22 protein-coding genes and 1 tRNA gene are annotated in these 24,488 nt (G+C 61.3%); 14 read left to right on the forward strand and 9 right to left on the reverse strand.

The window, feature by feature from the left end:
• Positions 1 to 1,447 precede the first annotated feature (1,447 nt).
• Positions 1,448 to 1,597, reverse strand: coding sequence for a hypothetical protein (locus JQ609_RS07380; protein WP_212208237.1), 150 nt, complete (start codon positions 1,595 to 1,597; stop codon positions 1,448 to 1,450).
• A 1,612-nt stretch (positions 1,598 to 3,209) separates the two neighbouring features.
• Here JQ609_RS07380 and JQ609_RS07385 point away from each other — a divergent pair.
• The gene (locus JQ609_RS07385) at positions 3,210 to 3,518 is read left to right on the forward strand and encodes a hypothetical protein (RefSeq protein ID WP_212272789.1); all 309 of its coding nucleotides are present in this window, start codon (positions 3,210 to 3,212) and stop codon (positions 3,516 to 3,518) included.
• A 115-nt stretch (positions 3,519 to 3,633) separates the two neighbouring features.
• Here the strand turns inward: JQ609_RS07385 and JQ609_RS07390 are convergent, their stop codons facing one another.
• On the reverse strand, positions 3,634 to 4,176 hold the full coding sequence (locus tag JQ609_RS07390; RefSeq protein ID WP_212273157.1) for a PRC-barrel domain-containing protein: 543 nt from the start codon (positions 4,174 to 4,176) through the stop codon (positions 3,634 to 3,636).
• Between the two features lie 305 nt (positions 4,177 to 4,481).
• Between JQ609_RS07390 and JQ609_RS07395 the strand changes: the two genes are divergently transcribed.
• Positions 4,482 to 4,709 carry a hypothetical protein gene (locus JQ609_RS07395; protein ID WP_212208233.1) on the forward strand — a complete coding sequence of 76 codons (228 nt, stop codon included), beginning with the start codon at positions 4,482 to 4,484 and terminating at the stop codon, positions 4,707 to 4,709.
• A gap of 158 nt (positions 4,710 to 4,867) precedes the next feature.
• Here JQ609_RS07395 and JQ609_RS07400 read toward each other — a convergent pair whose 3' ends face one another.
• Both JQ609_RS07400 and JQ609_RS07405 read right to left on the reverse strand, forming a co-directional pair.
• A complete protein-coding gene (locus JQ609_RS07400; RefSeq protein ID WP_212208232.1) occupies positions 4,868 to 5,044 on the reverse strand; it encodes a hypothetical protein in 177 nt (58 codons plus the stop codon).
• 101 nt (positions 5,045 to 5,145) lie between these two features.
• Entirely contained in the window at positions 5,146 to 5,565 is a 420-nt protein-coding gene (locus JQ609_RS07405; RefSeq protein WP_212208231.1) for a DUF6766 family protein, read from the reverse strand.
• 224 nt (positions 5,566 to 5,789) lie between these two features.
• Here JQ609_RS07405 and JQ609_RS07410 point away from each other — a divergent pair, with 224 nt between their 5' ends.
• The 4 genes from JQ609_RS07410 to JQ609_RS07425 all read left to right on the forward strand — a co-directional run bounded on the left by JQ609_RS07410 (position 5,790) and on the right by JQ609_RS07425 (position 9,848).
• Positions 5,790 to 6,035, forward strand: a complete 246-nt coding sequence (locus JQ609_RS07410; RefSeq protein WP_212208230.1) for a hypothetical protein — start codon at positions 5,790 to 5,792, stop codon at positions 6,033 to 6,035.
• 1,229 nt (positions 6,036 to 7,264) lie between these two features.
• Positions 7,265 to 8,170 carry a ferritin-like domain-containing protein gene (locus JQ609_RS07415; protein ID WP_409363390.1) on the forward strand — a complete coding sequence of 302 codons (906 nt, stop codon included), beginning with the start codon at positions 7,265 to 7,267 and terminating at the stop codon, positions 8,168 to 8,170.
• Positions 8,171 to 8,335: 165 nt separating this feature from the next.
• Positions 8,336 to 9,556, forward strand: coding sequence for a hypothetical protein (locus tag JQ609_RS07420; RefSeq protein ID WP_212272790.1), 1,221 nt, complete (start codon positions 8,336 to 8,338; stop codon positions 9,554 to 9,556).
• 82 nt (positions 9,557 to 9,638) lie between these two features.
• Positions 9,639 to 9,848, forward strand: a complete 210-nt coding sequence (locus JQ609_RS07425; RefSeq protein ID WP_212272792.1) for a hypothetical protein — start codon at positions 9,639 to 9,641, stop codon at positions 9,846 to 9,848.
• 237 nt (positions 9,849 to 10,085) lie between these two features.
• Here JQ609_RS07425 and JQ609_RS07430 read toward each other — a convergent pair.
• Positions 10,086 to 10,179: transfer RNA gene (locus JQ609_RS07430), tRNA-Ser, on the reverse strand.
• 987 nt (positions 10,180 to 11,166) lie between these two features.
• Here JQ609_RS07430 and JQ609_RS07435 point away from each other — a divergent pair.
• Together JQ609_RS07435 and JQ609_RS07440 are read left to right on the forward strand one after the other, a co-directional pair.
• Positions 11,167 to 12,699 carry a porin gene (locus JQ609_RS07435; RefSeq protein ID WP_212208226.1) on the forward strand — a complete coding sequence of 511 codons (1,533 nt, stop codon included), beginning with the start codon at positions 11,167 to 11,169 and terminating at the stop codon, positions 12,697 to 12,699.
• Positions 12,700 to 12,981: 282 nt separating this feature from the next.
• Positions 12,982 to 13,686: a hypothetical protein gene (locus JQ609_RS07440; RefSeq protein WP_212208225.1), complete on the forward strand. Its 705-nt coding sequence runs from the start codon at positions 12,982 to 12,984 to the stop codon at positions 13,684 to 13,686.
• Here the strand turns inward: JQ609_RS07440 and JQ609_RS07445 are convergent, their stop codons facing one another.
• On the reverse strand, positions 13,687 to 14,523 hold the full coding sequence (locus JQ609_RS07445; protein ID WP_212272794.1) for a tetratricopeptide repeat protein: 837 nt from the start codon (positions 14,521 to 14,523) through the stop codon (positions 13,687 to 13,689). It lies immediately after the preceding gene.
• A 130-nt stretch (positions 14,524 to 14,653) separates the two neighbouring features.
• Positions 14,654 to 16,903, reverse strand: a complete 2,250-nt coding sequence (locus JQ609_RS07450) for a lytic transglycosylase domain-containing protein (protein WP_212208223.1) — start codon at positions 16,901 to 16,903, stop codon at positions 14,654 to 14,656.
• A gap of 310 nt (positions 16,904 to 17,213) precedes the next feature.
• On the opposite strand from JQ609_RS07450, the gene dapA reads away from it, so the two are divergent.
• From dapA to JQ609_RS07470, 4 genes are all read left to right on the forward strand, one after another.
• The gene (gene dapA, locus JQ609_RS07455) at positions 17,214 to 18,104 is read left to right on the forward strand and encodes a 4-hydroxy-tetrahydrodipicolinate synthase (RefSeq protein WP_212208222.1); all 891 of its coding nucleotides are present in this window, start codon (positions 17,214 to 17,216) and stop codon (positions 18,102 to 18,104) included.
• Positions 18,105 to 18,146: 42 nt separating this feature from the next.
• Positions 18,147 to 18,563, forward strand: a complete 417-nt coding sequence (gene mscL, locus JQ609_RS07460) for a large conductance mechanosensitive channel protein MscL (RefSeq protein ID WP_212272796.1) — start codon at positions 18,147 to 18,149, stop codon at positions 18,561 to 18,563.
• A gap of 1 nt (position 18,564) precedes the next feature.
• Positions 18,565 to 19,038 carry an SsrA-binding protein SmpB gene (smpB, locus tag JQ609_RS07465; RefSeq protein ID WP_027537130.1) on the forward strand — a complete coding sequence of 158 codons (474 nt, stop codon included), beginning with the start codon at positions 18,565 to 18,567 and terminating at the stop codon, positions 19,036 to 19,038.
• Positions 19,039 to 19,143: 105 nt separating this feature from the next.
• On the forward strand, positions 19,144 to 19,719 hold the full coding sequence (locus JQ609_RS07470) for a peroxiredoxin (protein WP_212272798.1): 576 nt from the start codon (positions 19,144 to 19,146) through the stop codon (positions 19,717 to 19,719).
• Here the strand turns inward: JQ609_RS07470 and JQ609_RS07475 are convergent.
• Both JQ609_RS07475 and JQ609_RS07480 read right to left on the reverse strand, forming a co-directional pair.
• Complete coding sequence (locus tag JQ609_RS07475; protein WP_212272799.1) at positions 19,716 to 20,372, reverse strand: uracil-DNA glycosylase; 657 nt, start codon at positions 20,370 to 20,372, stop codon at positions 19,716 to 19,718. The genes JQ609_RS07470 and JQ609_RS07475 overlap by 4 nt on opposite strands.
• 122 nt (positions 20,373 to 20,494) lie before the next feature.
• A complete protein-coding gene (locus JQ609_RS07480; RefSeq protein ID WP_212272801.1) occupies positions 20,495 to 21,127 on the reverse strand; it encodes an NYN domain-containing protein in 633 nt (210 codons plus the stop codon).
• 351 nt (positions 21,128 to 21,478) lie between these two features.
• On the opposite strand from JQ609_RS07480, the gene rpoZ reads away from it, so the two are divergent.
• Positions 21,479 to 21,871, forward strand: a complete 393-nt coding sequence (gene rpoZ, locus JQ609_RS07485) for a DNA-directed RNA polymerase subunit omega (protein ID WP_074276225.1) — start codon at positions 21,479 to 21,481, stop codon at positions 21,869 to 21,871.
• Between the two features lie 299 nt (positions 21,872 to 22,170).
• Positions 22,171 to 24,462: a bifunctional (p)ppGpp synthetase/guanosine-3',5'-bis(diphosphate) 3'-pyrophosphohydrolase gene (locus tag JQ609_RS07490; protein ID WP_212208217.1), complete on the forward strand. Its 2,292-nt coding sequence runs from the start codon at positions 22,171 to 22,173 to the stop codon at positions 24,460 to 24,462.
• The last annotated feature ends 26 nt before the right edge of the window (positions 24,463 to 24,488 follow it).

Below are 24,488 nucleotides of genomic sequence, written 5' to 3' on the forward strand. Positions count from 1 at the left end.
CACGCCGTCGTCTCAGCGTAAACCAGCGTCCACCGCAACCCGCCCAACGTCCGTGACGACGGCCGACGCCCTTCTGAGTAGGACGGGATGGGCAAAGATATACACCTGGTTTTAGTTCTGGTAAACAGAAATATTTTTCATTTCGGGGCTTGACACGAATTCCGTAAATCGGAATTGATTTGCCCGACGGGTCAATTGGACGCAGGAGAGCAATGATTTCGTCATTGCAGCTTCGCGACTGATCGCAGGTGACACGCTAACGGGGAAGAGCGGCACCTGCCGGTAAGGTCATTTGAACAAACGTCGGCCCGCACGGGAGCTCAAACTCTATTCGACCAACACGTTGCCAAGGTAGCACCGCAGCATCGGTATTCTGATCCCGGAAACGCACGCTGCGAGCCTTGCGACCGAGCTGCGCAAACCTTTGCAGAGCATCGCTGGAGCGCGAAGGCCATCAAATCAGCGCTCCCATCACCCGCCCAAGAAGGGCCGGCGCAAGCCGGCAATTCCTGTGAGCCGAAATGCCTTTGTATTCCTCGCAGTGCCAAAGTTGAATCTTTTGAGTGTCCGAATTCGCTTTGGCTGGAACCATTGGATTGCCAGAGCGTCGTTTTGAAGCTTCCAGCCAGAAGGCGCCCCCCGACTGCTGGAGGAAAACCCGTATCGTTCGGGTTGGCGGCCCCTCGGTTGGGGCCGTTTGAAAATTCGGAGTTAAGCAGTGATACCTCCTCAGAATAGCCCGGCCTTTGAGCCGGGCTTTTTGTGGCCTACCGCGGCCAGCGCTGACCGATCGCTCCTTCGCCGGAACCATCTGCCCGGTTAAGGGCTTTCCTTCCGGCAGCGGCCAACGGAGATAAAGGATGGCGGTCAACAAACCGAGGGGGACAATGCGCGCAAGGGCGCGGAGAAGAAACGCACCCAGCTGTAAGACGAAGCTCGGCGGCGCCAGCGCCTGGACCAGGCGCAACAAGAAGAGCGGCGAGTTCATGGCCGTCAGGAAAGATCAAGGCCGCGAAAAAGTTCAAGGACGTGCGGCGGGAGAGGTGAGGCGGTCAGATACTTCCGATCGCCCCCAGACCAGCCTGGCGATTGCAGCCGACAAACGATCCAAACAGCCCGACCACGCCGAACAGGAAAGGCCTGGCAGGTCTTGTCGTCTTCCATCTGATGCAAGCCGCAATGGCTGGGGTCGAACATCACGATGCTGCAGCCTCGTTCTTTCGGGACGCACCGACCTAATTTGCGCTGATGACGGGCCGCGACGATTACAAGGCGAAGACGGCAGAGGCTCAGCGAGAAGCGGATCGCGCACCTAGCGAGGTCGAACGAACCGCTTGGCTGCGGGTGGTTCAGGGGTGGCTCGGGAAAAAACAAACCCGCTCCGATGACGCCGAGAAGTAAGTTTGCTGAAAACGGGCACGGAGTTTCGGGAACAAGTGACAATCATTCAATTCGGCGAATGAAGCTCTTCAGACGCAAGCCATTCATCGACCTGGGGCGGTGTTTCTAGGTCCTCGGCACGCTTCAATTCAGCAAGGCGGAACAGGCCAAGCACTACGATTGTCGGGATCGAAACGGCTGCGGTCACCAGCGCCATTAGCTCCAACATGATGCCACCCGATCTTGGCTGTCCCTCTGATAAAGAGCGGCGGGGCCTAGGCTGATTCCAAGGCCGGGCCTACTATCCAGGCGATAACGGCCCATGCTCCGTGTTCGTTCCCATGTGGGAACCAATTTGCGCCACCATCCTCGCGTCGGAGGAATTAGCGCCGACTTGCCAGAGTTGTCTCGGCCGACCGGAACAAGTGGCAACTGCTCCGAGTTACAATCCCCGCTTAATGGAATTTAGACGCTGGGGCCGTTTTTTTACGCCCGCCAGGCCGCGAGGTAGTCCGAACTAGTTCGGGAAGATCAATCAAGTTGCAGTAATTTGGCTGACCCGTTAGCAGCCGCCGTTGCCGGCGGTTGGGGCGGCTCCAGTGCAGCGCCAGTCGCGCTGGGGCCGCCTATCGACGGCTCAAAGGGCCGCCAAACTGAGGCGGCCTTACTTTCGTGGCTTGCCACGCTTTGCGAATGAAATCCCGCCAGCATCGGCAGCGTTGCGCAGCCGTCCGGCTTTTTTCAAGGCTTCCATCTTCGCTTGCCCGTTCGGCATGGTACGCGCCGCTCCAAAGCTTCATCGGCTTCAGCATTGAGGTCACGGATGCGCAGGTCGCTAGCCATGGTCGTCCTCCAGCTGTCTGACCGCTCATCGCTCACTCGACTTCGTCTGCAAGGCGATTGAGGGGTTCGTATAGACGATTGAAGACGTCGCGCTTTGCCATCCGTTGCCAAGCGGATCAGCGCGGCCTCGGCCGCATCCTTGCGAAGCTTTTCGACGGACGCTTGATAATCCTTCATGACTCTACTTCGGCGGCGGAAGGCCGGGCGAGCTGGCCCATTCGTTGAGGTGCGCCGCAGTATCGGCCAGTCCCGCCTTGCGAAGGAGTTCGTCTTTCTCAGCTCCCGGTTGAAGAAGGGAAGCCTTCTCTCGCGCGGCCTTGCCGTATGGCGCCATCCGTTCTGAGAGGGATAATTTTTGTCGGATCCGACGCCGTTGGGGCATGGCGCGCTACTTTCCGTTTGTAGAAGGCGGGAGCGGGCGTTCTCATCACAGATGGAAGCCGCGGATCTCGCAGTGACGAGCAATCTTGCGCCCCGCCCCCTTAGAACGCGAGCCGTATATATTTCGTTCCCCCTCGGGAACCACTTTAAATGAGCTCATCTACAACTGAGTAAGTGACCCTGTCCGGTTTCACCGGACGCTCAAGCGAACAGCTGCGCGCCAGCCGGCGTGAACTTCACATAGGCCGGATTCGTGTTTCCAGAGCCAACCGCGCTCGATTGCAAATGTGAGGCCTTCGCCGTACTCAGCCGGGCCGCCACCGTGGGCAAACAGGAACGGTCCCTCGATCTTCTCGATGTGGATGCGGCCAACGGCGTCCCTTGGGCTTACGGCATCCAAAGCAAGTCCACGCTAAAGGTGGCTGGCGCTGAGCACAAGCGAGCAGAAACGGCCCCAGCCTCGGGGTAGGACGCTGAGGCCGTTTCCATATGTCCGGTATCCGCCAGACGGACGTTCAACGCCGCTCATTGCCACCTGTTCCCGAATGCTGGAACGTAACCGCGTTCTCGCTGTTGTGTGCAGGGCAACAGCGTGGGTGCGGACGATGAAATGGATGCTCGTGGTCCTGGTCGGCGGCATTACCCCCGTGAATACAAACTTGGTGTTTGAGAAGTTCTCCGAGTGTCTGGCTGCGGAAGAACAGATGCGCAAGCACTATGCCGATGCATTCGAGGCCTGGGACCGAGGGGCTGCCATCAACTTCGAGCGTCGGCGGGAATATGCCAGGGCGCGCGATCTGCAGGCCAAACGGCTGCTCAGCAACGTGGGCACCTGTGTGCCCCGCGGGACCGGCGATCCGCAGCCCGCCGCGCCACAAACGTCGACGACGCCCCCGGCTAGCCCCCGAAGTTAGGGTCTTTCGTTAGCTGATAGGTTCCGGAGGAATAGCCGCATCGTGGCCGAAGTCCCCGCGTTGAGGTTATCGTTAAGAAAAAGGGGGCCCGAGATGGGCCCCCTCGCTTTCGACCTTAGTTGTAATCCGAATATTTGAACTGCGGCATCGCCTTGAGTTGCTCCTTGTTGCCGCTCATCACGGCATGATCGGGTACCCAATCATTGGCACCCGCCGTACGCGCGGGAGCCGTGGCCGGGGCTGTGGCCGCGCCGGTCGTGCTATCACGCGTCGTCGCCGGCGCGGTTGTCGTCGCCGGAGCGGTTGAGGCGGTCCGGGCGGGCTCTTCCATGAACTTCAACTTGTCCAGGGAAACGGCGATGTCGTGCTCGCCCATTCCAAGGAAGCCGCCGACGCCGATAACGACAGCACTAACCTTGCCGGTTTTGTCCAGGATGATCTCGTTGACATCACCCAGCTTCTCATTGGCTTCATTGTAGACGTCGAGGCCCATGAGCTTCGATGCGCGCCAGTTTCCCTTGAGCATCATCTTGTTGGAAGCCGCCGGGCTGGTGGTCGCGGCCGGGGCAGCGCGATCGCCGGGCTGGGCGGTCTGGGCATAGGCCGGGGCGCTAATAACGGCAACGCTCAAGAGAGCGGCAGTGACGAGAGTCTTCATTACATCCTCCAGGTTTGAAACAGTTCTTGGAGAACAGAACAGAAGATCAAATGTTCCGGCGGATCGAGGAAGATAGTCCACCACACACAATGCGGAGGGCGGTCGTCCGCAGGCCTTGCGCACTGGATCGGGAACAAGTGGCAATCGGCGAAGTTAGTCCACGTGGGCAAACATGAGGAGAGTAGTATGCCAGTTCTATTACTTTGGGCGGTGCCTGCCGTGATCTTCGTCGGCGGCGTTGGTTATTTCCTGGTCCGCACGGTGAACTAAACCGCAACCTGACTTGATCAATCTGGAGAAGCCCCATGAAGAAGCTTTTGCTTTCAAGCGTTGTCGTCGCATTCTCGGTCACTTCGGCCCTGGCGCAAACCACCGAGTTCTATGTCGTGAGAGACACGACGACCAAGAAGTGCACCATTGTTGACAAGAAGCCGACGACCACGACGACAACCGTCGTGGACAACGGAATATTTAAGACCAGAACCGAGGCCGAAACCGGCATGAAGACCATGAAGGTCTGCACGGAAAACTGATCTTGGCGAATTAGCGTATTCCCCCGATGGGCGACAATGCCTTCGCTTTGCCGTCCATCGGTTATCTACGTAACCCTGTCGAGCTTCGGCAGGGTTTTCCTTTGCCCGGCGTTTTTTTGATTTGCGGCGTTCCTTCAAAATCAATGCCGCGGAACGAGTTATGCCCACCGATCTTCTTCCCGGCGGTGCTCGTCTTCGTTCAATCGCTCCGCGACGTCTTCCGCGACCGCAGGCGTCGTGGCTTCAGCAATGTCCTCGCCGTCGCTTTTGATAATTTTCTTCTTGTTGGCGTGAACGGGGAAGTCATTTGGTTTCAAGCGCTCCGGATCAGCCATGGTTTCTCTCCCTCGTGTGGGGGGACAATCCGCGACGGCCGACCAGGTTTCAATGTGGGGGCATCGCCCCGACAGCTGCGGCAGAGCCGTTCAGACGAACGTCAACGGCGCTGCTCCAGCATTCGGACAAAGCGACGATCGGTATGCCGGCCCTCATATTCATCATCGATGCCTTTGATGAGCTGATCGCCCTTTCCGGGGTCGACTGCCAGCAGGATCGCATCGAGTTTCGCTTCCATACGATCATCGCCTTCCTTGGATTGGGGAGACCCGACGTGGAGCAGGATGGCGAGGCCTGCAACCTGCCAGAGCAGCTGCAGAAACTCGGACTGCCAGTTTTCCAGCGTGTCTCGCATCATCTCGATCGTATAGCCGCTGATCTCAACAGGCTGTTGAAGCGAGTGCTGTTCGTTCACGTAGGCGAACCAGCCAAATACCCAGTGGCCCGACAGGGTGATCACGAACAGCGCTCCAGTCACCCAGGCGAACCCGTATCGTTTCCAGATCGATCTGCGTTTCATCGTTGCTGACCTCCTTGCCGCCGGCTTTCGCATCGGCGCCACGGCTTCGTCAGGCAAAACGCCTTGCCGAGGTCTTCGTTCATCCAGCCTTCACCGGACCATGGGCCCGGAATGGCAGCACCCGGTGTGCGGCTTTCGTCTGATCCGAACGCCAGGAACTTATCCTCGCTTCCTCGCTTTTCCCTGCACGGTTCAGGCCTTTACCTGTTGGCCGCAGGACGTCGATGATGGAGAGCACTTTAGTCAGGCGCGACCAGTTCAATATCACTCCGCAAGGCATCGTCCATAAGCCGACCGACGCAGCCTTCACGCCATATCCGGGCGATCCCTTTTCGGGAATCGAACGCTCAGGTCAACTCGCAAATAGACATCCGAATGGAAGCGGCTTCAGGGCTGAAGACGTCAGGCGGATGATGCGCGAGCTTTGGGCCGAATACGTCACGAGCAATCCGCAACTGTTTAACCTATGAGACGTCCGCGTGCCGGGCGGCATCGAGGTCGCCAAGGCGGGCTAACGGCACCGCCTGTAGAAAGTTTTGGATACGCCACCGCCTGGGCAGCTCAAGTTTCGAAGACGGGCATTCGGAAGTGCTGATCAAGGATCTTCTCGGCAACATCCTCACGCATGCCGCGGTCACCTCGCTTGCGAATGGTGAGGATGGCTCGCGTCCCGTTGGCGATCCGGGCAGGGCGCCTTGACGCCGGGCGCCTCGGCAGCGGTCGCGCAGGTGACGGTAAACCCCTCAAAGCGGTCCGTGAAGCCTGCAGAAAAAAGAACGGCCTCAGCGCACGGGGGAAGCGCGCCGAGGCCGTATAGGGGTCCTATGTCCGTGTCCATCAGACGCGGGATAACGTCGAACATTGCCACTTGTTCCCGGACGGAGCCGAAAAATTTGCAGCATGCCCGGTGAGCCGAAGCAGCACTTTCAGCCGCTTGAGCCATTCCTGTAAAGTTTCGCCTGTAAGTTTCGCCTGTAAAGTTTCGCGCCGGGAACAAAATATAAGAGTGGCTATCCCCGGGACCGAGGCTTTCCAGATCAAGCGCCTACGGCAAGGTCCGCTCGATCGGTGGCCGTGACCGCGGCCACTTGTTCAGCGCGTTCGCCATGGCTGTCCGTAACAAATGCGCGGCGCGCGCGCATGTTCCACCCTGGTCGGCAAGGCGACGGACAGCATCGCTCTGCGGGCTTGCCGCCAATCCGAATTGCAAGGCCGCCTTGTTTGGCAGCAACCGCGAAGTATCGGACCGATTGTCGCCCACCATGTAATCAACATTTAAAAATTAAAGGGCAAAGATTAATCTTTTAAATAAGAATAATAAGCGCGATGATTGTTCGCAGCGTTGTTTTTCGCAACGCGTTGCTAACCCTGACTTGACCCCCGCCGGAGATCCCATCCGGCGGGGTTTTTTCGTTGCCGCTTTCGCGACGTGCAATCGCCGGCTCAGTTTCGCTGCGGCTCACAGGCCCGCCCGGGCCGCTCCACCTGCGTGCCACCATTGACTAAAACCACGAAGGCCGACTTTCGGGGAAGCGTCACGAGATCGTGCTGCTTGGCTTCCGGGCGGTTTGGAACCTGCGCCGTGGTCTCCTGTTGTGCGCTTCGAGCACCAGGCACTGGTGCCAAGGCCGCGCCCGTATGCGCCTTGGATAGCGATGAACAGTGGCGCGGCCCCTCTCAGAACGCAGGAGGTTACGCCATGGATGCCTTGCATATCTCCCGGCCTATTTCCCGCCGGCAGTCGATCGCCGGCCTATCGGTCGCAGGGCTCGCGGGATTGCTCATGCCGCAGGCCTATGCCCAGCAAAAGCGCGAGACGACCGGCGTTGGGATCGGTCAGAAAAGGGCAGCGATCGACGACGAGGATATTTTCACCTTCGCCCTGAACCTCGAATACATGGAGGCTGAGTTCTATCTGCGCGCCACGACCGGCAAGGGCATTAGCGACGCCGATGCCGGCATGGACGCCGGTAGGGTGGTGGGTGGACACGAGGCCCAGTTCAAGGAAAAGGCGATCCGCGAGTTCATCGAAGAGACGGCGGAAAACGAGCTGGCCCACGTTCGCTTCTACCGCAAGACGCTTGGCAGGAACGCCATATCGCGACCGGCGATCGACTTCGACGCCGGGTTCAAGGCCGCAGCTCAGGCTGCCGGATTGCCCGCCGATTTCGATCCATTTGCCGATGACATGTCGGTCCTGCTCGGCGGCATGCTGTTCGAAGACGTCGGCGTGACCGCTTATGCGGGCGCGGCGCCGCTGCTCAAGAAAAAGGAATTCGTTCAGGCGGCGGCCGGGATTCTTGCTGTCGAGGCCTACCACATGGGAATGGCCCGCTCCCAGCTCTACATGATGGGCGAGAAGGCGTGGGAAGCCGCCAACGCGATTTCCGATGCGCGGGATAAAATTGACGGGACCCCCGAGAAAGAAGACGAGGGGATCAGAGTCGACGGTAAAGCCAACTTTGTGCCTTCGACGTCAGATGCGATTGCCTTCCGGCGCACGCCGCAAGAGGTTCTGCGTATCGTCTACCTGACCGACAAGACCGGCGTTAGCAAGGGCGGCTTCTACCCGAACGGAATGAACGGAGAACTCAGGAGCACCTGAACGCGATACGCATGCTGGCGCATGGCTTCGGTAACGATTGCCGCCTTGATGGTTTTTCCCGCGGCGGCACAAGAACCGCGTGCGCTGCTCGACCTGCCGCAACTCGCCCCTTGCGGCGCAACATCACATCCGCGCCTGCCGGAGAAATGGCGCGGCACTTATCTGATGGCGCCTTTCACCAAGGCACAGCTCGTGCTGGCCGAAATCGTCGCTGACCTTACGCTTCCCGCGATGCGGGTAAAGCTTCATGGCGTCAGGCGCGGGTCGCTGGACCTGTTCGTTGCGGGCAACCAGACGTACGTCCTCAAGTCGGAAGGCGCCGCGAACAAGCAGTGCCGCGCTTTAGGCGAGACCGGCTGGCGGCCGCTTACGACAGACTGGCTTGCACCGCAGTCGCTGTGCGCCGGCTCAGCGCCGATCGGCGAGACGCCGGTTGAATGGTGGAAGACAGCTATCGCGCCAGAGCCCGCTAGCTATTGGCTCTGGTACAAGACGTCGGATCAAACGCCGTTCCGCCTCATATTTCCGTTTGCAAGTGATCGGCTTCCGCCGTTCAGCCGATATGCGCTCAGCTATCAGGTTCGATTCGAGACGCTGGACGAGACAGATCTTGCCGAGATCGCTGCCGCCTGCAAACCGGCCAAGCCGGCGATGACAGCTAATCCGCCGCGTGTGCTGGATGGCCTGATCGATGCAATGTCGCAATCGCGCGAATTTGCCGAGAACGAGATCAAGCGGATCATGCCTGAACTGAAGGCAGATTGTGCGGCGGTCCCGTTTTCCGAATGGCCCGAGCAACTCGCGATCACAGGTCTGGTGACACCGTTCGATTCCGATGAAAACCCATACCCGACCGAAGTGCTGTATGACTGGACCATGCCGGCACAACGCACCCGAACGTTCGGGGAAGCGGAAGCTGGGATCACGGTTCAAGACTCGCTGCTTCTTGATCCGCAGGGGTACACCATCACGCACTATCGTGACGGGCCGCCGGTCTGCAGGGCGGTGCTGCCGGGGCCGATCCGCACCGATTGGGCCTCGCGCGCTCCCTGCGAGTGCGCGGCGACGATCGACGGCACGACCTCTCTGTCGCCTTACGGAACGGCTCGCATTCTGGTCTGTCCGCTCGCCAGTCCGCGCGTCGCCTGGAGCTGGCAGGCTCTCTCCGGGCGACCAACGGTGTTCATGGTGACTTCGTTACGAGGGGACGAAGGAAAACGCCTCTTCGCGGCACTCGACTATCGCGCGTGGCTTCCGGGCCATTCGTTCTCGCGCTCCGTGTTTGACAAGCCACCGCAATGCGCACCTGCTGCAGCTTCACGGCCCACGCCATCTTCATCGAGACGATGCTCCACATGCCACCTTGGCCCCGCGCCTCGGCGCTGATCCGCGGGAGAAGATAGGAACGCGGCGTGCGTTCGTTCGTTGGATCTTGGTGGGCATTTATCGGCTTCGAATGGAGAAGCAGATGAGAAAGCTGACATTGATCCTTGCGGCCACCGCCTGTGTAGGCCTTGCGGCGCCCGCGGTGGCCACCGAGAGGCTGCTCGCAGGGCAGGTCGGACCGCAAGTTGCGGACCTGAGTGGGAAGAGCACGATCGACGAGTTCTCGGCAAAGAAGCAGGCGAAGGCGAAGAAGAAGAAATCTGCGACCAGCCGCAGTTCGTGGGGCGGATAGGCTTTACTGCCCGACGCATTCAACAGGGGGCTGGTGCGACCAGTCCCTTTATGATCGGGCTCGGCGCTCGTCGAAACGACGCGCCCTTGTTGATGAGACGCAAATGACGTCGGAGATCATCCGTCGAGCATCGCCGTTGCTGCGTTCAAGGAAAATAGACGTTCCACATGTGGCAACACCCTTCGCCCCGACGGTCTCCGGGTGGCCTGCCACCGGAAGCCCGTCAGGGCGAAGGTGTGGCGGAGCCGGAGGGATTCGAACCCTCGATAGGGCTTTACAACCCTATAACGGTTTAGCAAACCGCCGCCTTCAGCCACTCGGCCACAGCTCCGTAAGGGCGGATATGCCCGACGCAGGGGCGGGCCGCAAGCGGCAGATTCAGGTTACGCCGGGGCCATTTATGGAGGCTGCCGCCCACTGGCGCGCGCGGTACGCCAATTCGCATCTGGCGGCGCCGGTTTGAGAGCTTCCGTGCGGCCTTCCCCGTGCGGCCAGACGGCGTCCATACAATTAAAGCCGGCCTTGAAAGCCGGCCCTGGGCTCATTTCGCGCGTGTGCTGGCTTTGACGTCTTCAAAAGGCGGGATCCGTTCATTCGGGCGACACCCCTGTCAGCGATTCGGCGCGGCTCACCGCGGATTCGGATGAGACGGGTTGCCCGCAAAGGCAAAGGCGCGTTTCGGCCGCCGGTAATAGGGACATTTGCAATCCTGGGGACGGTTTCGCAGAGCCGTTTGTGGGCCGGACCCGTTCCGGTAAAGCAACACCGCGGCTCCATGAGCCTTTATATGGCTGCGATAGATGGTGGCGAACGGGCATTGCGGCGGTCATTTCGCCGATCCTCATTTCACCACGAGTGTGACGGCCTGGCGGGGATTCGGTGATTTTGGACGCTCGATTCGACGCCGCCACATGCCCGGAAAGGGAAAACCGTTCGCCGGCCGGCCACCAGCAACAATTCGGGGGTCAAATGGAACTTTCAAAAAATATCTATTTGAAACAATTGGTTACGAAGAAAGTCTGATCACGTCTGCGTGTTATTTGTGCAACACCCTTTGGAAAAGGCGCTGAGTCATGCGTCTGGAAGCGGTTCCTTTGTTGCGTGTGCAGAAGTCCTCGGTAATTGTGATCTCGCGACGGAGGGGGGCATCCCGAGGTCGTCCCGTTAGGTGGTTCGCTTAAGTCCCTCGCGTTCATGCGGGAGTGTCCGAAGGCGCGAAGCGACTAAGCGGGTTTCAAGGGATTAAGGGAACCAACCTTAGGGTGTTTGCACCCGGCGGATCCGGAACCTTCCCTACAGAGCAACTTGGAGGTTTATCATGAAGATGGTTAAGAGCCTTATTCTCGGCTCAGCGGCGGGTCTGATCGCCATGAGCGGAGCACAGGCTGCCGATCTTCCCGTCAAGGCCAAAGCGGTCGAGTACGTGAGGATCTGCTCCCTGTACGGTGCTGGTTTCTACTACATCCCCGGCACGGACACCTGCATCAAGCTGGGTGGTTATCTGCGCGTTGACTTGGCGCTCAACACCAACAGCGATTACAGCGGCCAGTTCAGCGGCAACAACGGCGCCCGGAACCGGTTCACCAACTACTACACCGCTCGTTCCCGTCAGGACATCAACATCGATACGCGCACTGCGACCGAATACGGCGTCGTCCGCACCTACTTCGATGCGGTCTTCAGCTGGACCACCGGCAACTTCGCCGGAGCCGGCACGACCCCCGGCAGCAGCGCGTATTCGAGCATTGCTGGTGCGCAGGCTGACGGCCTCACCTCGCAGGGTTCGCTCGGCGTCTACCATGCGTTCATCCAGTTCGCTGGGTTCACGATGGGTAAGACGATCTCGCAGTTCGACGCTCCCTGGGTCAACTATCCCGCCAACAACTTCGACAGCCTCGTCGGCGGCAGCGGCATGGTCACTGGTGTGAACCAGTTCACCTACACCGCTCAGTTCGGCAACGGCGTGTCGGGTACCCTTTCGGCTCAGGACGTGGTCGCCTACGGGCAGGCTGGCATCCTGAACCTGACCGGTGCTACCGCGGGCGGCATGATGGGCGGCACCTACGGTGTAAACAACACCGCCGGCACGCGCTCTCCGGACCTGATCGGTGTCCTCAAGGTTGACCAGGCCTGGGGCTTGTTCCAGCTGTCGGCCGTGGCGCACAACAACACGGTTGGCTACTACGGCTCGAACGAAACGACCGGCCACCCGAGCAACAACTGGGGCTGGGCTGTCCAAGGTGCCTTGCAGATCAAGAACATCCCGACTGGTGCGGGTGACACTCTGAACCTGCAGGCTGTCTACACGGACGGCGCGACCCGCTACAACATCCAGAACCTGGCTCCGGCTTCCTACTCGATGTTCGGCAGCACCGGCCTGGCCGGCGCTTACCAGAGCGTCGCCTTCGCCAACGCTCCGGATGCTGTGTACACGGGAACCACGGCTGCCAACGGCAGCTCGCTCGAGAACATCAGGACCTGGGGCTTCCGCGGTGGTTTCAACCACAACTGGGATCCCTACTGGAGCAGCGGTCTCTACGGTGCCTACGCTCAAGTCAAGTACGGCAATCTGGGCCGGACCGCTGTTTGCGCCAACGCAGCCGTGCTGCTTGCCTTGGTTGGTACCTGCAACCCGGACTTCAACGTCGCTCAGGCGGGTCTCATCACTCGCTGGACCCCGGTGAAGGGCCTGACGTTCTCGGCTGACGTGAACTGGACGCGGATCGACCAGAAGTACGCCGGTACGGTTGTTTCCCCGCTCCTCGCGGCTCCGGCGAAGCCGGCCACCGTGTACGAACTGCGCGATCAGGACAGCATCGTCCTGCTGCTTCGCGCTCAGCGTAACTGGTAATCCAGTTCGTCTGATCGATCTCTAGCTGAGCCCCCGGCAGGAAACTGCCGGGGGCTTTGCCTTATTGGACCGAGTTCCACTGACCGCGTTCCTTGCAGCCGGGGTAAAGCGCCACAAAGGCCGCAAGACCGGCTTCGGTGCGGACATCTTGTTTCCAGTTCCTGACGCAATGCTGACACCAGCCAAGTTTGGGCTGGCATCACATTTAGGGGATGGTCAGAAGCCGTTTCCGCTTAGTAGTGATCTGTGTGGCATTGAAGCGCTCACAACCGGGCTATTGAAATGTTAGACACGCTGCATCTCAAATTTCGCTGTCCTCGAGAGCTTGAGGGTTATCTGCCCGCGCCAGTGCCGGCCGCCCAAGGCGTTCCCGACTGGCTCAAGGCGATGCCGGCCAAGGCCTACAGCTCAATCAACATGCGTGAAGATGAGACGGTAAAGCGGTGCCCGCCGTTCATCGACGCAATGACCCACGGCTTTCTGCTTCCGTTGATCTGCGACTTGAGGGTCGCGAACGGCCAGATCACGTGGGACAACGAGATCCCACCGGGTGGAGCCCTCGATCTTCCCCGTTCGCCAATCGGATTTCACGATGAGGGGCAGGTCACCGGTACGCCACTTTTTGAAGCCGACCACTTCGTGGTCAAGTTCCACAATTTGTGGACCATCGAAGCCCCGGAAGGCTACTGCGTATTCTTCACGCATCCCGTCAATCGCTTCGATCTGCCTTTTACCACGCTGAGCGGACTGGTCGATTGCGACCGCTACAAGGACACCTGGGTGCACTTCCCGGCGCATTGGCATGACAGGGACTTCGAGGGTGTTATTCCGAAAGGCACGCCCATCGCGCAATGCATTCCCGTCAGGCGAGAAAACTGGAGCGCGCAAATTTCTTGCTTCACGGAAGAAGAAGCGCGGCGGGTTAGCGCTTTGCAACACCAGATCAGACGCGAGCCCGGATTGTACAGGCGGAATTTCAGGACGTAGCTACTCCGGGCGCTTCTCGCCGAGGAATTGCACCACCGCACTCCGCCGGAAAAAAAAGCGCCCATGTGAGGAAGCGGAAAGGGCGTAGGTGGCGCGGCCGAGCATCTGAGGGCGTCCGCGCATGACGGAACGCAAGGCAGCCTCGCCACCATCGCGCTCTCCCATCTCCAGCAGGCATGCGGCAAGGTTGGCGCGCGCCAACGCATCCTGAGGGCGCAGGCCGAGCGCGTGGCGGAATGCATCGGCAGCCGCCGCGTATTCGCCGTCAAGGAGCAATGCCCGCCCGAGCTCTGTCAGGATGTCCGGGCGCCCCGGCGCTGCATCGCGCGCGACCATCAGAGTTTCGCGAGCCCTTGCGCGATCATTGTCCTCAAGCAGCAGGCGCCCCAAGTCGAGTTTCAAGTCGATGCTCGCAGGAGCCAATGCGAGGGCATCCTCGATGGTCCTGATCGCTTCGTTGAGTTGTCCGGCTTTGGAGAGCTGGCCTGCCAGTTCCTGAAACGCAGGCAAATATGGCGGACGCCGCGCCGCAGCGCGCCGCAATTGATCGATACCATCCGACGATCGGCGTGCACCGCACAACACGGCACCAAGCAGGGTTTCGATCTCCCCGTCGCTGTTACGGCGCATCATCCTTTCGAGCGGCATGATCGCCTCAACGTGACGATTTTGACCGATCAGGGCATGAGCCAGAACGAGGACCGCGCTCCTGTCGGTGCGGTTCGATTTCAGTATGCCGGAGACCAGCTGCTGGGCTCGATCGAACTGCTGCATCTGCAGCGCTTGTGAGGCCTGCTGAAGCGTCTGATCGCGGGAATTGTTCTGCCTGTTACTCACGACGTCGATTCTAAACCACTTCCCCCGGGCGTCCAACAACGTCTAGCCGGGATCTCCAAGGTGCTGGTTTTCTACGGCACCTCGATCCAACCGCCCGGGAATCCTGGCCCACAAAACCCGTGCGACGGCGCTACTCGACGCTGGAGCCGCGCCGCAAATCGGCTTCAATTTGAAGCCTGGTCCCGCCGCCGAACCGCGCGCGGTAGACTTGGAGGTTCTCCATGATCCGCTGCACGTAGTTTCGCGTTTCGGAGAACGGGATCTGCTCGACCCAGTCGACCGCGTCGACCTTGGGGTCGCGCGGATCGCCATAGCGCTCGATCCATTTTTTGACGCTGCCGCGGCCGGCATTGTAGGCCGCAAAGGTCAGGATGTAGGAGCCGCGATAGTCCTCGAGCAAGCCGCCGAGTTCGGCGGCGCCCATCGCGGCGTTATAGACCGGATCGGTCTTCATCCGGTTGAGGTCGAAGCTGACGCCGGCCCGTTTGGCGACATAGCGCCCGGCATCCGGGGTCACCTGCATCAGTCCGTAGGCCTGCGCCGGGGAGACCACGGCCTGGTTGAAGGCGCTTTCCTGCCGGCAGATGGCGTAGACGATGCTCTGCTCGACCTCGGGCCCGATCGACTTGAACGGCGGGATGCCGTTGACGGGATAGGCGTAATGGTCGAACGGCAGGCCGCGATTGAGGGCGGCCTTGCCGAGCAGCAGCATGCCGCGGGCGTCGGTGTAGCGCGCGGTCAGCTCGCCAAGCCCGGCCAGCGCGTCGGGATCGCCATTCTCGCCCATGTCGCCGAAAATCGGGATGGCGAGCTCACGCTCCTGGAGTTCATAGAGCAATTGCACCGCGCGCACGATCTCGAGCCGCTCGGCGCCGCGCCCGCGGGGAACGCCGTTCAGGTCGATCTGCGGCAATCCAAGTTTGGCGCGCGCCAGCTGGCCATAATAGCTGGTCGATTGTTCGGCGGCCCTTGTGTAGGCGGCGCGGGCCTCCTGGGCGCGGCCGGCGGCTTCCGCCGCGCGGCCTTGCCAATAGCCGGCGCGGGCCAGCGCGGTCGGGTTCACGCTGCCGACGCCAATCCGCGCGAAATGCTGGGCGGCCACCGCAGGGTCCTTCAGGAAGCGCAGCGCAATCCAGCCGGCGGTGAATTCCTGCTCGGTCTTGTAGATGTCGCGCGAGGGCAGGGCGGCATCCCGCGCGATCAGATAGGCGTTGCGATGCTCGCCGACGTCCATCATCTTGCGCGCCAGCAGCCGCCGCTCGACCCACCATTCGTTGAGATTGTGCAAGCGGCCCGGATCCTTCGGCGCGCCCATCATCAACTGGGCTGCCTCGGCAAATTTCTCCTCGCGACGCAGCAGCTGGATCCTGGCAAAGGTGTAGCCGGGATCGCCGTGCAGTTCGCGCGGCACCGCGTCCAGCAAGGCCCGGAGGTTCGAGCCCTTCCTGGTGGCGGCGATGCGCGCCTTGGCCAAGGCCATGTGGCCCGCACCCAGCCGTTTCGCGGCGCGCAGGCCGCCGGCTTCCTGCTCGGTGCCATAGAGCAGAAAATCCATCCGTGCCTTGTGATCGCCGGCCGTCAGCAGGGCGCCGAACAGATCGAGCGCGGTGTTTTCGGTGTCCTCCGTCATGCCGTCGTGCCGCCAGGCATCGCGCACCAGACGTTCGGCATTGGCGCGATCGCCGCGCCCTATCATCACCCGCGCCAGCGCGAACTTGCCCTTGGCCGAGATCGGCGATTCGTTTTCGAACCACGACCAGACCGTGGCGTCGTCGCGGCGGTCGTCCCACAGCGCGGCCTCGATGCGCCGGCGCAGGAAGGTCTGCGAGGGCCAGCTCGGATTGGCTGAAATGAAAGCGCGGTAGCGCTCGACGGAAGCGCCATTGTCGTCGCTGCGCAGGATCAGCCATTCCGCAAGCTTGCGGGCGACCGGATCTGATATGGCAGCCTGTGCCTGCGTCGCATCGCCGGGCTTGCGCTTGCGAACCAGCTCGATGACATTCTCCAGCGCGTCCTTGTCGGACTGCGAGGTCGACGACGTCGCGGCGACCGCCGCAGGGGTCACGTGTTTGCGCGCCGCGGGCAGAGCGGCGTGCTGGCGCGTCGCAGGCGCGAGGATCGGTGCTGGACCTGGCGAAGCGGGAGCCGTCGTTTGCGCTGCTGAATGTTGCGTCGGGATCGCAGACGTCGGGTTTGCCGTTGTCGGGCTTGCAGGTGTGGTTTTCGGAACGACGTTGCGGGCGATCGGCCGCGGCTTCGGCAACGGAACTTTCGGCTTGGCCCAGGCCTCCACAGAAACTGCGGAAAGCCCAACCGACAGCGCCAGACCTGTCGCCAGTGCGGTCGATCGCAATGCGGCTGCGCGGGCGGATCGGGTCACGAATTTCCTCTGCGGCGGCGAATCACTCAATCGCTCAAGCCTTAGGTCTATTTGATTGAATATGCGTACAAAATGCTAAAAACGTCGCGGCCGGGGGTGTTTGCGCCAACACCACGGCAAAATCGCGGCTACGGCATTTTCGAGCCGTCGGATTCGATCCGGGAACACTCGAGGCCTCGCGGCCGGAAAATGCGTCAAAAACAAAGGCCTGTGGTCATATCCTTCGGCCCTTTCGCCAGATCGCCAGACCCGATATGAATTGGCTGGTCATTTTTAGCGGTGCCGTCACGCGCGCGTTGGGAGGAAATCCATGGCAGCCAAGACAAAATTCCAGGGATCCTTCACCGCCTTGGTCACGCCCTTCAAGAACGGTTCGCTCGACGAGGCGGCTTTCCGCGGTCTCGTCAGCTGGCAAATCGAGCAGGGTTCGCACGGTCTCGTTCCCGTCGGCACGACAGGCGAAAGCCCGACGCTGAGCCATGCCGAGCATCACCGCGTGGTCGAGATCTGTATCGAGGAGGCAAAGGGGCGCGTGCCCGTCATCGCCGGCGCGGGCTCGAACTCCACGCGCGAGGCCGTCGATCTGGCTGTCCACGCCGAGAAGGCCGGCGCCGATGCCGTGCTGGTGGTCACGCCGTATTACAACAAGCCGACCCAGGAAGGCATGTATCAGCACTTCAAGGCGGTGAATGACGCGATCGGCATCCCGATCATCATCTACAACATCCCGCCGCGCTCCGTCGTCGATATGTCGGTCGAGACCATGACCCGGCTGTTCGAGTTGAAGAACATCGCCGGCGTCAAGGACGCCACCGCCAATCTCGCCCGGGTATCGCAACAGCGCCATGCGATGGGACCGGATTTTATCCAGCTGTCCGGTGAGGACATGACGGCGCTGGCCTACATGGCGGCGGGCGGACATGGTTGCATTTCGGTGGTCGCCAACGTGGCGCCGAAACTGTGCGCCGAGCTGATGACGGCCGTCCTGAAGGGCGACTACGCCACCGGACTGAAGCTTCAGGACCGGTTGGTGCCGCTGCATGATGCGGTCTTCAAGGAGCCGGGTCTCGCGGGAGCCAAGCATGGCCTCAAGCTATTGGGACGGCTGGAAGAAGAAGTGCGTCTGCCGCTGATGAATGTGACGCCGGCAACCGGCAAGGTGATCCGCGACGCCATGGTCCATGCCGGCCTGATCAACTGAGGCTGGCCTCTCACTTCGCCCGATGCACGAAGGAAACCGACTATGCTGAAGGAATTCCGCGAATTTGCGATGAAGGGCAATGTCGTCGACCTCGCGGTCGGCGTCATCATCGGTGCGGCCTTCGGCGCCATCGTGACCTCGCTGGTCGGCGACTTCATCATGCCGGTCATCGGTGCGATCACCGGCGGTCTCGACTTCTCCAATTACTTCACCGGACTGTCGAAGGCGGTGACGGCGACCAATCTGGCCGATGCCAAGAAGCAGGGCGCCGTGCTGGCCTGGGGCAGCTTCATGACGCTGACGCTGAATTTCATCATCATCGCGTTCGTGCTGTTCATGGTCATTCGCGCCATGAACACCCTGAAGCGCAAGGACGAGGCCGCGCCCGCGGCGCTGCCGAAGCCGACGCGCCAGGAAGAGCTGCTGACCGAGATCCGCGATCTCCTCAAGAAGAGCTAACGTGGCCGAGAAGAACGAGCGCCCGATCAAGGTCGTCGCCGAGAACCGCAAGGCCCGGTTCAACTATGCGATCGAGGACACCATCGAGACCGGCATCGCGCTGACCGGCACCGAGGTGAAATCAATTCGCAACGGCAAGACCACCATTGCGGAGTCCTATGCGGACACCAAGGACGGCGAGATCTGGCTGATCAACGCCAACATCCCCGAATATCTGCAGGCCAACCGCTTCAACCACGAGCCCAAGCGGCCGCGTAAACTGCTGCTGCACCGCAAACAAATCAACAAGCTGATGGGCGCGGTCGATCGCGACGGCATGACGCTGATTCCGCTAAAACTCTATTTCAACGAGCGCGGCCGCGCCAAGCTGCTGCTGGCGGTGGCCAAGGGCAAGAAGCTGCACGACAAGCGCGAGAGCGAGAAGAAACGCGACTGGGGCCGGGAGAAGGGCCGCCTGCTGCGCGCGCGGGGGTAGGGGGCGAATGGCGAACAGGGAATGGCGAATGGTAAATTCGGCAGCTATCCCTTCTATTCGCTATTCGCCATTCGCTACTCGCCACCTTGAGGGAGCGAGCATTCAATGAATCAAAAAAATCTGCTCGAAGTCGACTGGAGCAAGATCCCGGCGCCGTCGGACGATGGCGCAGCCGCCCACCTTGTCGGCTTGGCGATCCCGCCGCTCAGCCTGATGGCGACCGACGACAATTCGGTCACACTGTCGGCGCTGCCGGGCCGGGTCGTCGTATTCGCCTATCCCCGCACCGGCGAGCCCGGCAAGATCAGCCTGGTCGACGATTGGGACATGATCCCCGGGGCGCGCGGCTGCACGCCGCAGACCTGCTCGTTCCGCGATCTGTTCGCCGATCTGAAGGCCGCCGGCGCCAGGCATGTCTTCGGCCTGTCGACGCAAAGCAACATCTACCAGACCGAAATGGCGTCGCGGCTGCATTTGCCGTTCCCGGTGCTGTCGGACGAGAAGCTGGCGCTGACCCGCGCCCTCGAATTGCCGACCATGGAGGTGGCGGGGCTGACGCTGATCAAGCGGCTGGCGCTGATCATCGATGGCGGGCGCATCAGCCACGTGTTCTATCCGGTGTTTCCGCCGGACCGGAACGCCGGCGACGTGCTGGCGTGGCTGAAGGAAAACCGGGTCTAGCTCTTATCCAGATCCGCGCGCACTTTCGCAAACACATTGCGAAACATTTCCGGCGTCAGCACCCGCGTATTGGTATTGTAGCGGGAGCAGTGATAGCTGTCGTAAAGCTTGATCGGGCCGGCACTATGCACGGCGCCGTGCGCAAACGACGCCGCGGCGCTGCGCAGGCCAAGCGCTTTCAGCGTCGATTCATGGGCGATCCTGCCGAGCGCCACGATCGCGCGAAGTCTGGGCATGCCGGCGATGGTCGTGATCAGGAATTGCCGGCAGGTGTTGATCTCGACCGGCAGCGGCTTGTTCTGCGGCGGCACGCAGCGCACCGCGTTGCTGATCCGGCAGTCGGCCAACCGCAACCCGTCGTCGGGCCGTGCCTGATAGCTGCCTTTGGCAAAGCCATATTCCAGCAAGGTTGCATAGAGCAGATCACCCGCGTAGTCGCCGGTGAAAGGGCGTCCGGTGCGATTGGCGCCCTGCAGGCCCGGCGCCAGCCCCACGATCAATAGCCGGGCCTTCGGGTCGCCGAACGAGGCCACCGGTGCATTGTGCCAGCCCGGCTCGCGCAGGCGCGCCTGCCCACGAAATTCGGCGAGCCGCGGGCAGAGCGGGCAGTTGCGGTCGGGTTCGGTTGCGGGAAGGGCGGCGACGCTAGCCATCTACGACCATAGCGTTTTCCAGCGCAGCGGATACCGGTTGGTGTCAGGAAAGCGCGTCACGACAAAAGCAAAAGCCCGGTTCTGATTCCAGAACCGGGCTCTAGCAGTGCAGCGGATCATTCTCAATCTTCGAAATCGTCGTCGCCGGCGGCCCGCGGCGCCATGGTGGTGGCGCGCTGCAGGAATTGCGGTGCGTGATGACGCGGCTCGCGCGGAGCGGGGCGCTCGGAGGGGTCGCGGCCGAGCTTCGATTGCAGCTCGACCAGATCGGTGAAGACGTCGGCCTGGCGGCGCAACTCGTCGGCGATCATCGGCGGTTGGCTCGAAATCGTCGACACCACCGTGACGCGAACGCCGCGCCGCTGCACCGCTTCAACCAGGGAGCGAAAATCGCCATCGCCCGAGAACAGCACAATCTGATCGACGTGCTCGGCGAGCTCCATGGCATCGACCGCGAGCTCGATGTCCATATTGCCCTTCACCTTGCGGCGGCCGCTGGCGTCTATGAATTCCTTGGTCGCCTTGGTGACGACAGTGTAGCCGTTATAGTCGAGCCAGTCGATCAAAGGACGGATCGATGAATATTCCTGATCCTCGATAATCGCCGTGTAGTAGAACGCCCGCAACAGCGTACCGCGACTCTGGAATTCCTTGAGAAGGCGCTTGTAGTCGATGTCGAAGCCGAGTGTCTTTGCGGTTGCATAGAGATTGGCGCCATCGATGAAGAGCGCGATCTTGTTGGAAGCGGGTGACATCAAAGGGTTCTCGCGTTGTTGTTAACGTTTTTAGCGCAGCGGGAATCGACCGCGCGCACTTTCCAGGTCAGCTGTCTAAAGTTCGGTGAATCTTTCCCCACGACAATCACCACTGCAATTATGGTGAGGCGAGGGCGAAATACCTAGTCTTTTGACGTTGTAAGGAGAGAATACTTGTCCCGAACGGTGTCCCGCCGTCTTCGGACGCTCCGGCCTTCTGGCCCCGGGAACTGGGTTACCAGAGCCCATTAAGAAGGCAAATCACAAATTTAGTCTTGCGAAACGCCATCCGCCCCTATAACTAGCCCCCATAACCGACATATTGGGCCCCATTTAACGGAGCGACAGTCTATGGCGCGCGTCACCGTGGAAGATTGCATTGATAAGGTCGACAACCGGTTCGACCTGGTCCTGCTGGCAGCACATCGCGCCCGTATGATCTCGTCCGGATCACAACTCACAGTTGACCGCGACAACGACAAGAATCCGGTCGTTTCGCTGCGGGAAATCGCCGACTCCTCGATCTCCCCGGAAGACCTGCGCGAGGAACTGGTTCATTCCCTGCAGAAATTCGTCGAAGTCGATGAGCCTGAGCCCGATACCGTGCCCTTGATCGGCTCGGCCGGCGCCAGCGTCGATGCCGACGACACCGAGGTCGCGGTCGAGCGCATGACCGAGGAAGAGCTCCTGAAGGGCCTCGAGGGCCTGGCGCCGCCGGAAGAGCAGCCCGAAGAGGACGAATAGACCCGGCAACGGGACGTCCCGAACACCCTGATCTGACAGAGGCCCGGACATTTGTCCGGGCCTCTGCTTTTGTTGACATTTTTTCAGGTACGATGCGTGCTTGGCGGATGGGTGCGAGATCGCCTGAACCGGGTTGGCCGCAGCTTGACCCGGGTTCGGCATCACAATCGTTCCAAGCCATGCGAAATTGATCGCTTGCGGACTCCCAACGGGGTGCAGCTTCGCTCGAAATCGCATTAGTGTTCTTGAGGCATTCTTGCAGCGGGCCGAGCTCGGCGCGCGGATGAGGCAGTGATTCGATGGCGTTCTGGCGCCGCATATCCCGGCAAATGCAGGCTGCGACCGATTCGGTCGCGGTGGCGCCGGCCTTGCCCGCCGTGGAGCGGCCCAAATCCCCCCGTTCGCGCATGATGCGGCAATACGATCTGGTCGAGCGTGTTCGCTCGTACAATCCGGACACCGACGAAGACCTGCTCAATCGCGCCTATGTCTACGCCATGAAGGCGCACGGCACCCAGACCCGCGCATCGGGCGATCCTTATTTCTCGCATCCGCTCGAGGTCGCGGCGATCCTCACCGGCCTCAAGCTCGATGATGCCACCATCGTCGCAGCGCTGCTGCACGACACCATCGAGGACACCGAGGCGACGCGCGCCGAGATCGACAACGTGTTCGGCCACGAGATCGGCGCGCTGGTGGAGGGCCTCACCAAACTGAAGCGGCTGGAGCTGGTTTCGCGCGAGGCCAAGCAGGCCGAGAACCTGCGCAAGCTGCTGCTGGCGATCGCCGACGACGTCCGCGTGCTGCTGATCAAGCTCGCCGACCGCCTGCACAACATGCGGACCCTGGAATTCGTGCCGCACGCCTCGCGCCGCAGGATCGCCGAGGAGACGCTCGACATCTATGCGCCGCTCGCCGGCCGCATGGGCATGCAGGAGATGCGCGAAGAGCTCGAGGACCTGTCGTTCCACACGCTCGATCCCGAAGCCTATGCTGTGGTGATGCAGCGGCTCGACGCACTGGCCGAGCGTAACCGCAATCTGATCGGCGAAATCGAAAGCCAGCTGTCGAAGAATTTGCAGAAGAACGGAATCACCGCGCGGGTCTATGGCCGCCGCAAGCAGCCGTTTTCGATCTGGACCAAGATGGAGCGCAAGTCCGTCGGCTTCGAACAATTGTCCGACATCTACGGTTTCCGCGTCGTGATGGCCGACGTCGAATCCTGCTATCGCGCGCTCGGCGTCGTCCACACCACCTGGCCGGTGGTGCCGGGGCGCTTCAAGGACTACATCTCGACGCCGAAACAGAACGACTATCGTTCGCTCCACACCACCGTGATCGGTCCCGGCCAGCAGCGCGTCGAACTGCAGATCCGCACCGAGGAGATGAACCAGATCGCCGAATTCGGCATCGCGGCGCATGCGTTCTACAAGGAGGGGGAGGGCTCGCCGACCGAGCGGCTCAAGCACGAGTCCAACGCCTTTGCCTGGCTACGCCACACCGTCGGCATTCTGTCCGAAAGCGCCAATCCCGAAGAGTTCCTGGAACACACCAAGCTCGAACTGTTCCACGACCAAGTGTTCTGTTTCACCCCGAAGGGCAAGCTGATCGCGCTGCCGCGCCAGGCCAACGTGATCGACTTCGCCTATGCCGTGCATACCGACGTCGGCAACAGCGCGGTCGGCTGCAAGATCAACGGCAAATTCGCGCCATTGTCGTCGGAATTGCAGAACGGCGACGAGGTCGAGGTGTTGACCTCGAAGGCACAGGCGGCGCCGCCATCGGCCTGGGAGTCGCTTGCGGTCACCGGCAAGGCGCGGGCGGCGATCCGCCGCGCCACCCGGACCGCCGTGCGCGATCAATATGCCGGACTTGGCCGCCGTATCGTCGACCGCCTGTTTGCCCGCGCCAAGATCGAATACGCCGATGACAAGCTGAAGGGCGCGCTGCCCCGGCTGGCGCGCGCCTCGATCGAAGACGTGATGGCCTCCGTCGGGCGCGGCGAACTGAAGGCGTCCGACGTCGCGCGGGCGATGTATCCGGACTACAAGGAAGAGCGGATGGTGCGTTACGGGGCCAAGCGAAGCCTCGCGGACAAGCTGAAGCTGAAATCGCCGCCACATCCGGCGCGCAGCGCGTCGGTGATCCCGGTGCGCGGCCTCAATTCCGACTTGCCGGTCAAGTTCGCCCCGAACGGCGGCGCGGTGCCGGGCGACCGCATTGTCGGCATCGTTTCACCGGGTGAGGGGATCACGATCTATCCGATCCAGTCGCCGGCGCTGAAGGATTTCGAGGAAGAGCCGGAGCGCTGGCTCGACGTGCGCTGGGACGTCGACGAGACGATGCCGCAACGTTTTCCGGCGCGGATTCTCGTGCACAACGTCAACGAGCCCGGCAGCCTTGCCCAGGTCGCCACCGTGATCGCCGAGCATGATGGCAATATCGACAATATCAGCATGTCGCGCCGCTCCCCCGATTTCACCGAGCTGACCATCGATCTCGAGGTCTATGACCTGAAGCATCTCAGCGCTATTATCGCTCAGTTGCGCGCCAAGGCCGTCGTCGCACGGGTCGAGCGTGTTAATGGGTAACGTCGCCCGCTAGGATTCCAAGAGAG

Source organism: Bradyrhizobium sp. AUGA SZCCT0169, from assembly GCF_018130085.1.
Classification (GTDB): Bacteria; Pseudomonadota; Alphaproteobacteria; order Rhizobiales; family Xanthobacteraceae; genus Bradyrhizobium.

Coding starts and splice junctions, on each gene's coding strand:
- JQ609_RS07440 (WP_212208225.1), top strand. CDS start 12,982: ATGTTAGACACGCTGCATCTCAAATTTCGCTGTCCTCGAGAGCTTGAG.
- JQ609_RS07410 (WP_212208230.1), top strand. CDS start 5,790: ATGATGGAGAGCACTTTAGTCAGGCGCGACCAGTTCAATATCACTCCG.
- JQ609_RS07435 (WP_212208226.1), top strand. CDS start 11,167: ATGAAGATGGTTAAGAGCCTTATTCTCGGCTCAGCGGCGGGTCTGATC.
- JQ609_RS07480 (WP_212272801.1), bottom strand. CDS start 21,127: ATGTCACCCGCTTCCAACAAGATCGCGCTCTTCATCGATGGCGCCAAT.
- JQ609_RS07390 (WP_212273157.1), bottom strand. CDS start 4,176: ATGAAGACTCTCGTCACTGCCGCTCTCTTGAGCGTTGCCGTTATTAGC.
- JQ609_RS07490 (WP_212208217.1), top strand. CDS start 22,171: ATGGCGTTCTGGCGCCGCATATCCCGGCAAATGCAGGCTGCGACCGAT.
- dapA (WP_212208222.1), top strand. CDS start 17,214: ATGGCAGCCAAGACAAAATTCCAGGGATCCTTCACCGCCTTGGTCACG.
- JQ609_RS07425 (WP_212272792.1), top strand. CDS start 9,639: ATGAGAAAGCTGACATTGATCCTTGCGGCCACCGCCTGTGTAGGCCTT.
- JQ609_RS07395 (WP_212208233.1), top strand. CDS start 4,482: ATGAAGAAGCTTTTGCTTTCAAGCGTTGTCGTCGCATTCTCGGTCACT.
- JQ609_RS07385 (WP_212272789.1), top strand. CDS start 3,210: ATGAAATGGATGCTCGTGGTCCTGGTCGGCGGCATTACCCCCGTGAAT.
- JQ609_RS07475 (WP_212272799.1), bottom strand. CDS start 20,372: ATGGCTAGCGTCGCCGCCCTTCCCGCAACCGAACCCGACCGCAACTGC.
- JQ609_RS07380 (WP_212208237.1), bottom strand. CDS start 1,597: ATGGCGCTGGTGACCGCAGCCGTTTCGATCCCGACAATCGTAGTGCTT.
- mscL (WP_212272796.1), top strand. CDS start 18,147: ATGCTGAAGGAATTCCGCGAATTTGCGATGAAGGGCAATGTCGTCGAC.
- JQ609_RS07420 (WP_212272790.1), top strand. CDS start 8,336: ATGGCGCCTTTCACCAAGGCACAGCTCGTGCTGGCCGAAATCGTCGCT.
- JQ609_RS07400 (WP_212208232.1), bottom strand. CDS start 5,044: ATGGCTGATCCGGAGCGCTTGAAACCAAATGACTTCCCCGTTCACGCC.
- JQ609_RS07470 (WP_212272798.1), top strand. CDS start 19,144: ATGAATCAAAAAAATCTGCTCGAAGTCGACTGGAGCAAGATCCCGGCG.
- rpoZ (WP_074276225.1), top strand. CDS start 21,479: ATGGCGCGCGTCACCGTGGAAGATTGCATTGATAAGGTCGACAACCGG.
- JQ609_RS07405 (WP_212208231.1), bottom strand. CDS start 5,565: ATGAAACGCAGATCGATCTGGAAACGATACGGGTTCGCCTGGGTGACT.
- JQ609_RS07415 (WP_409363390.1), top strand. CDS start 7,265: ATGGATGCCTTGCATATCTCCCGGCCTATTTCCCGCCGGCAGTCGATC.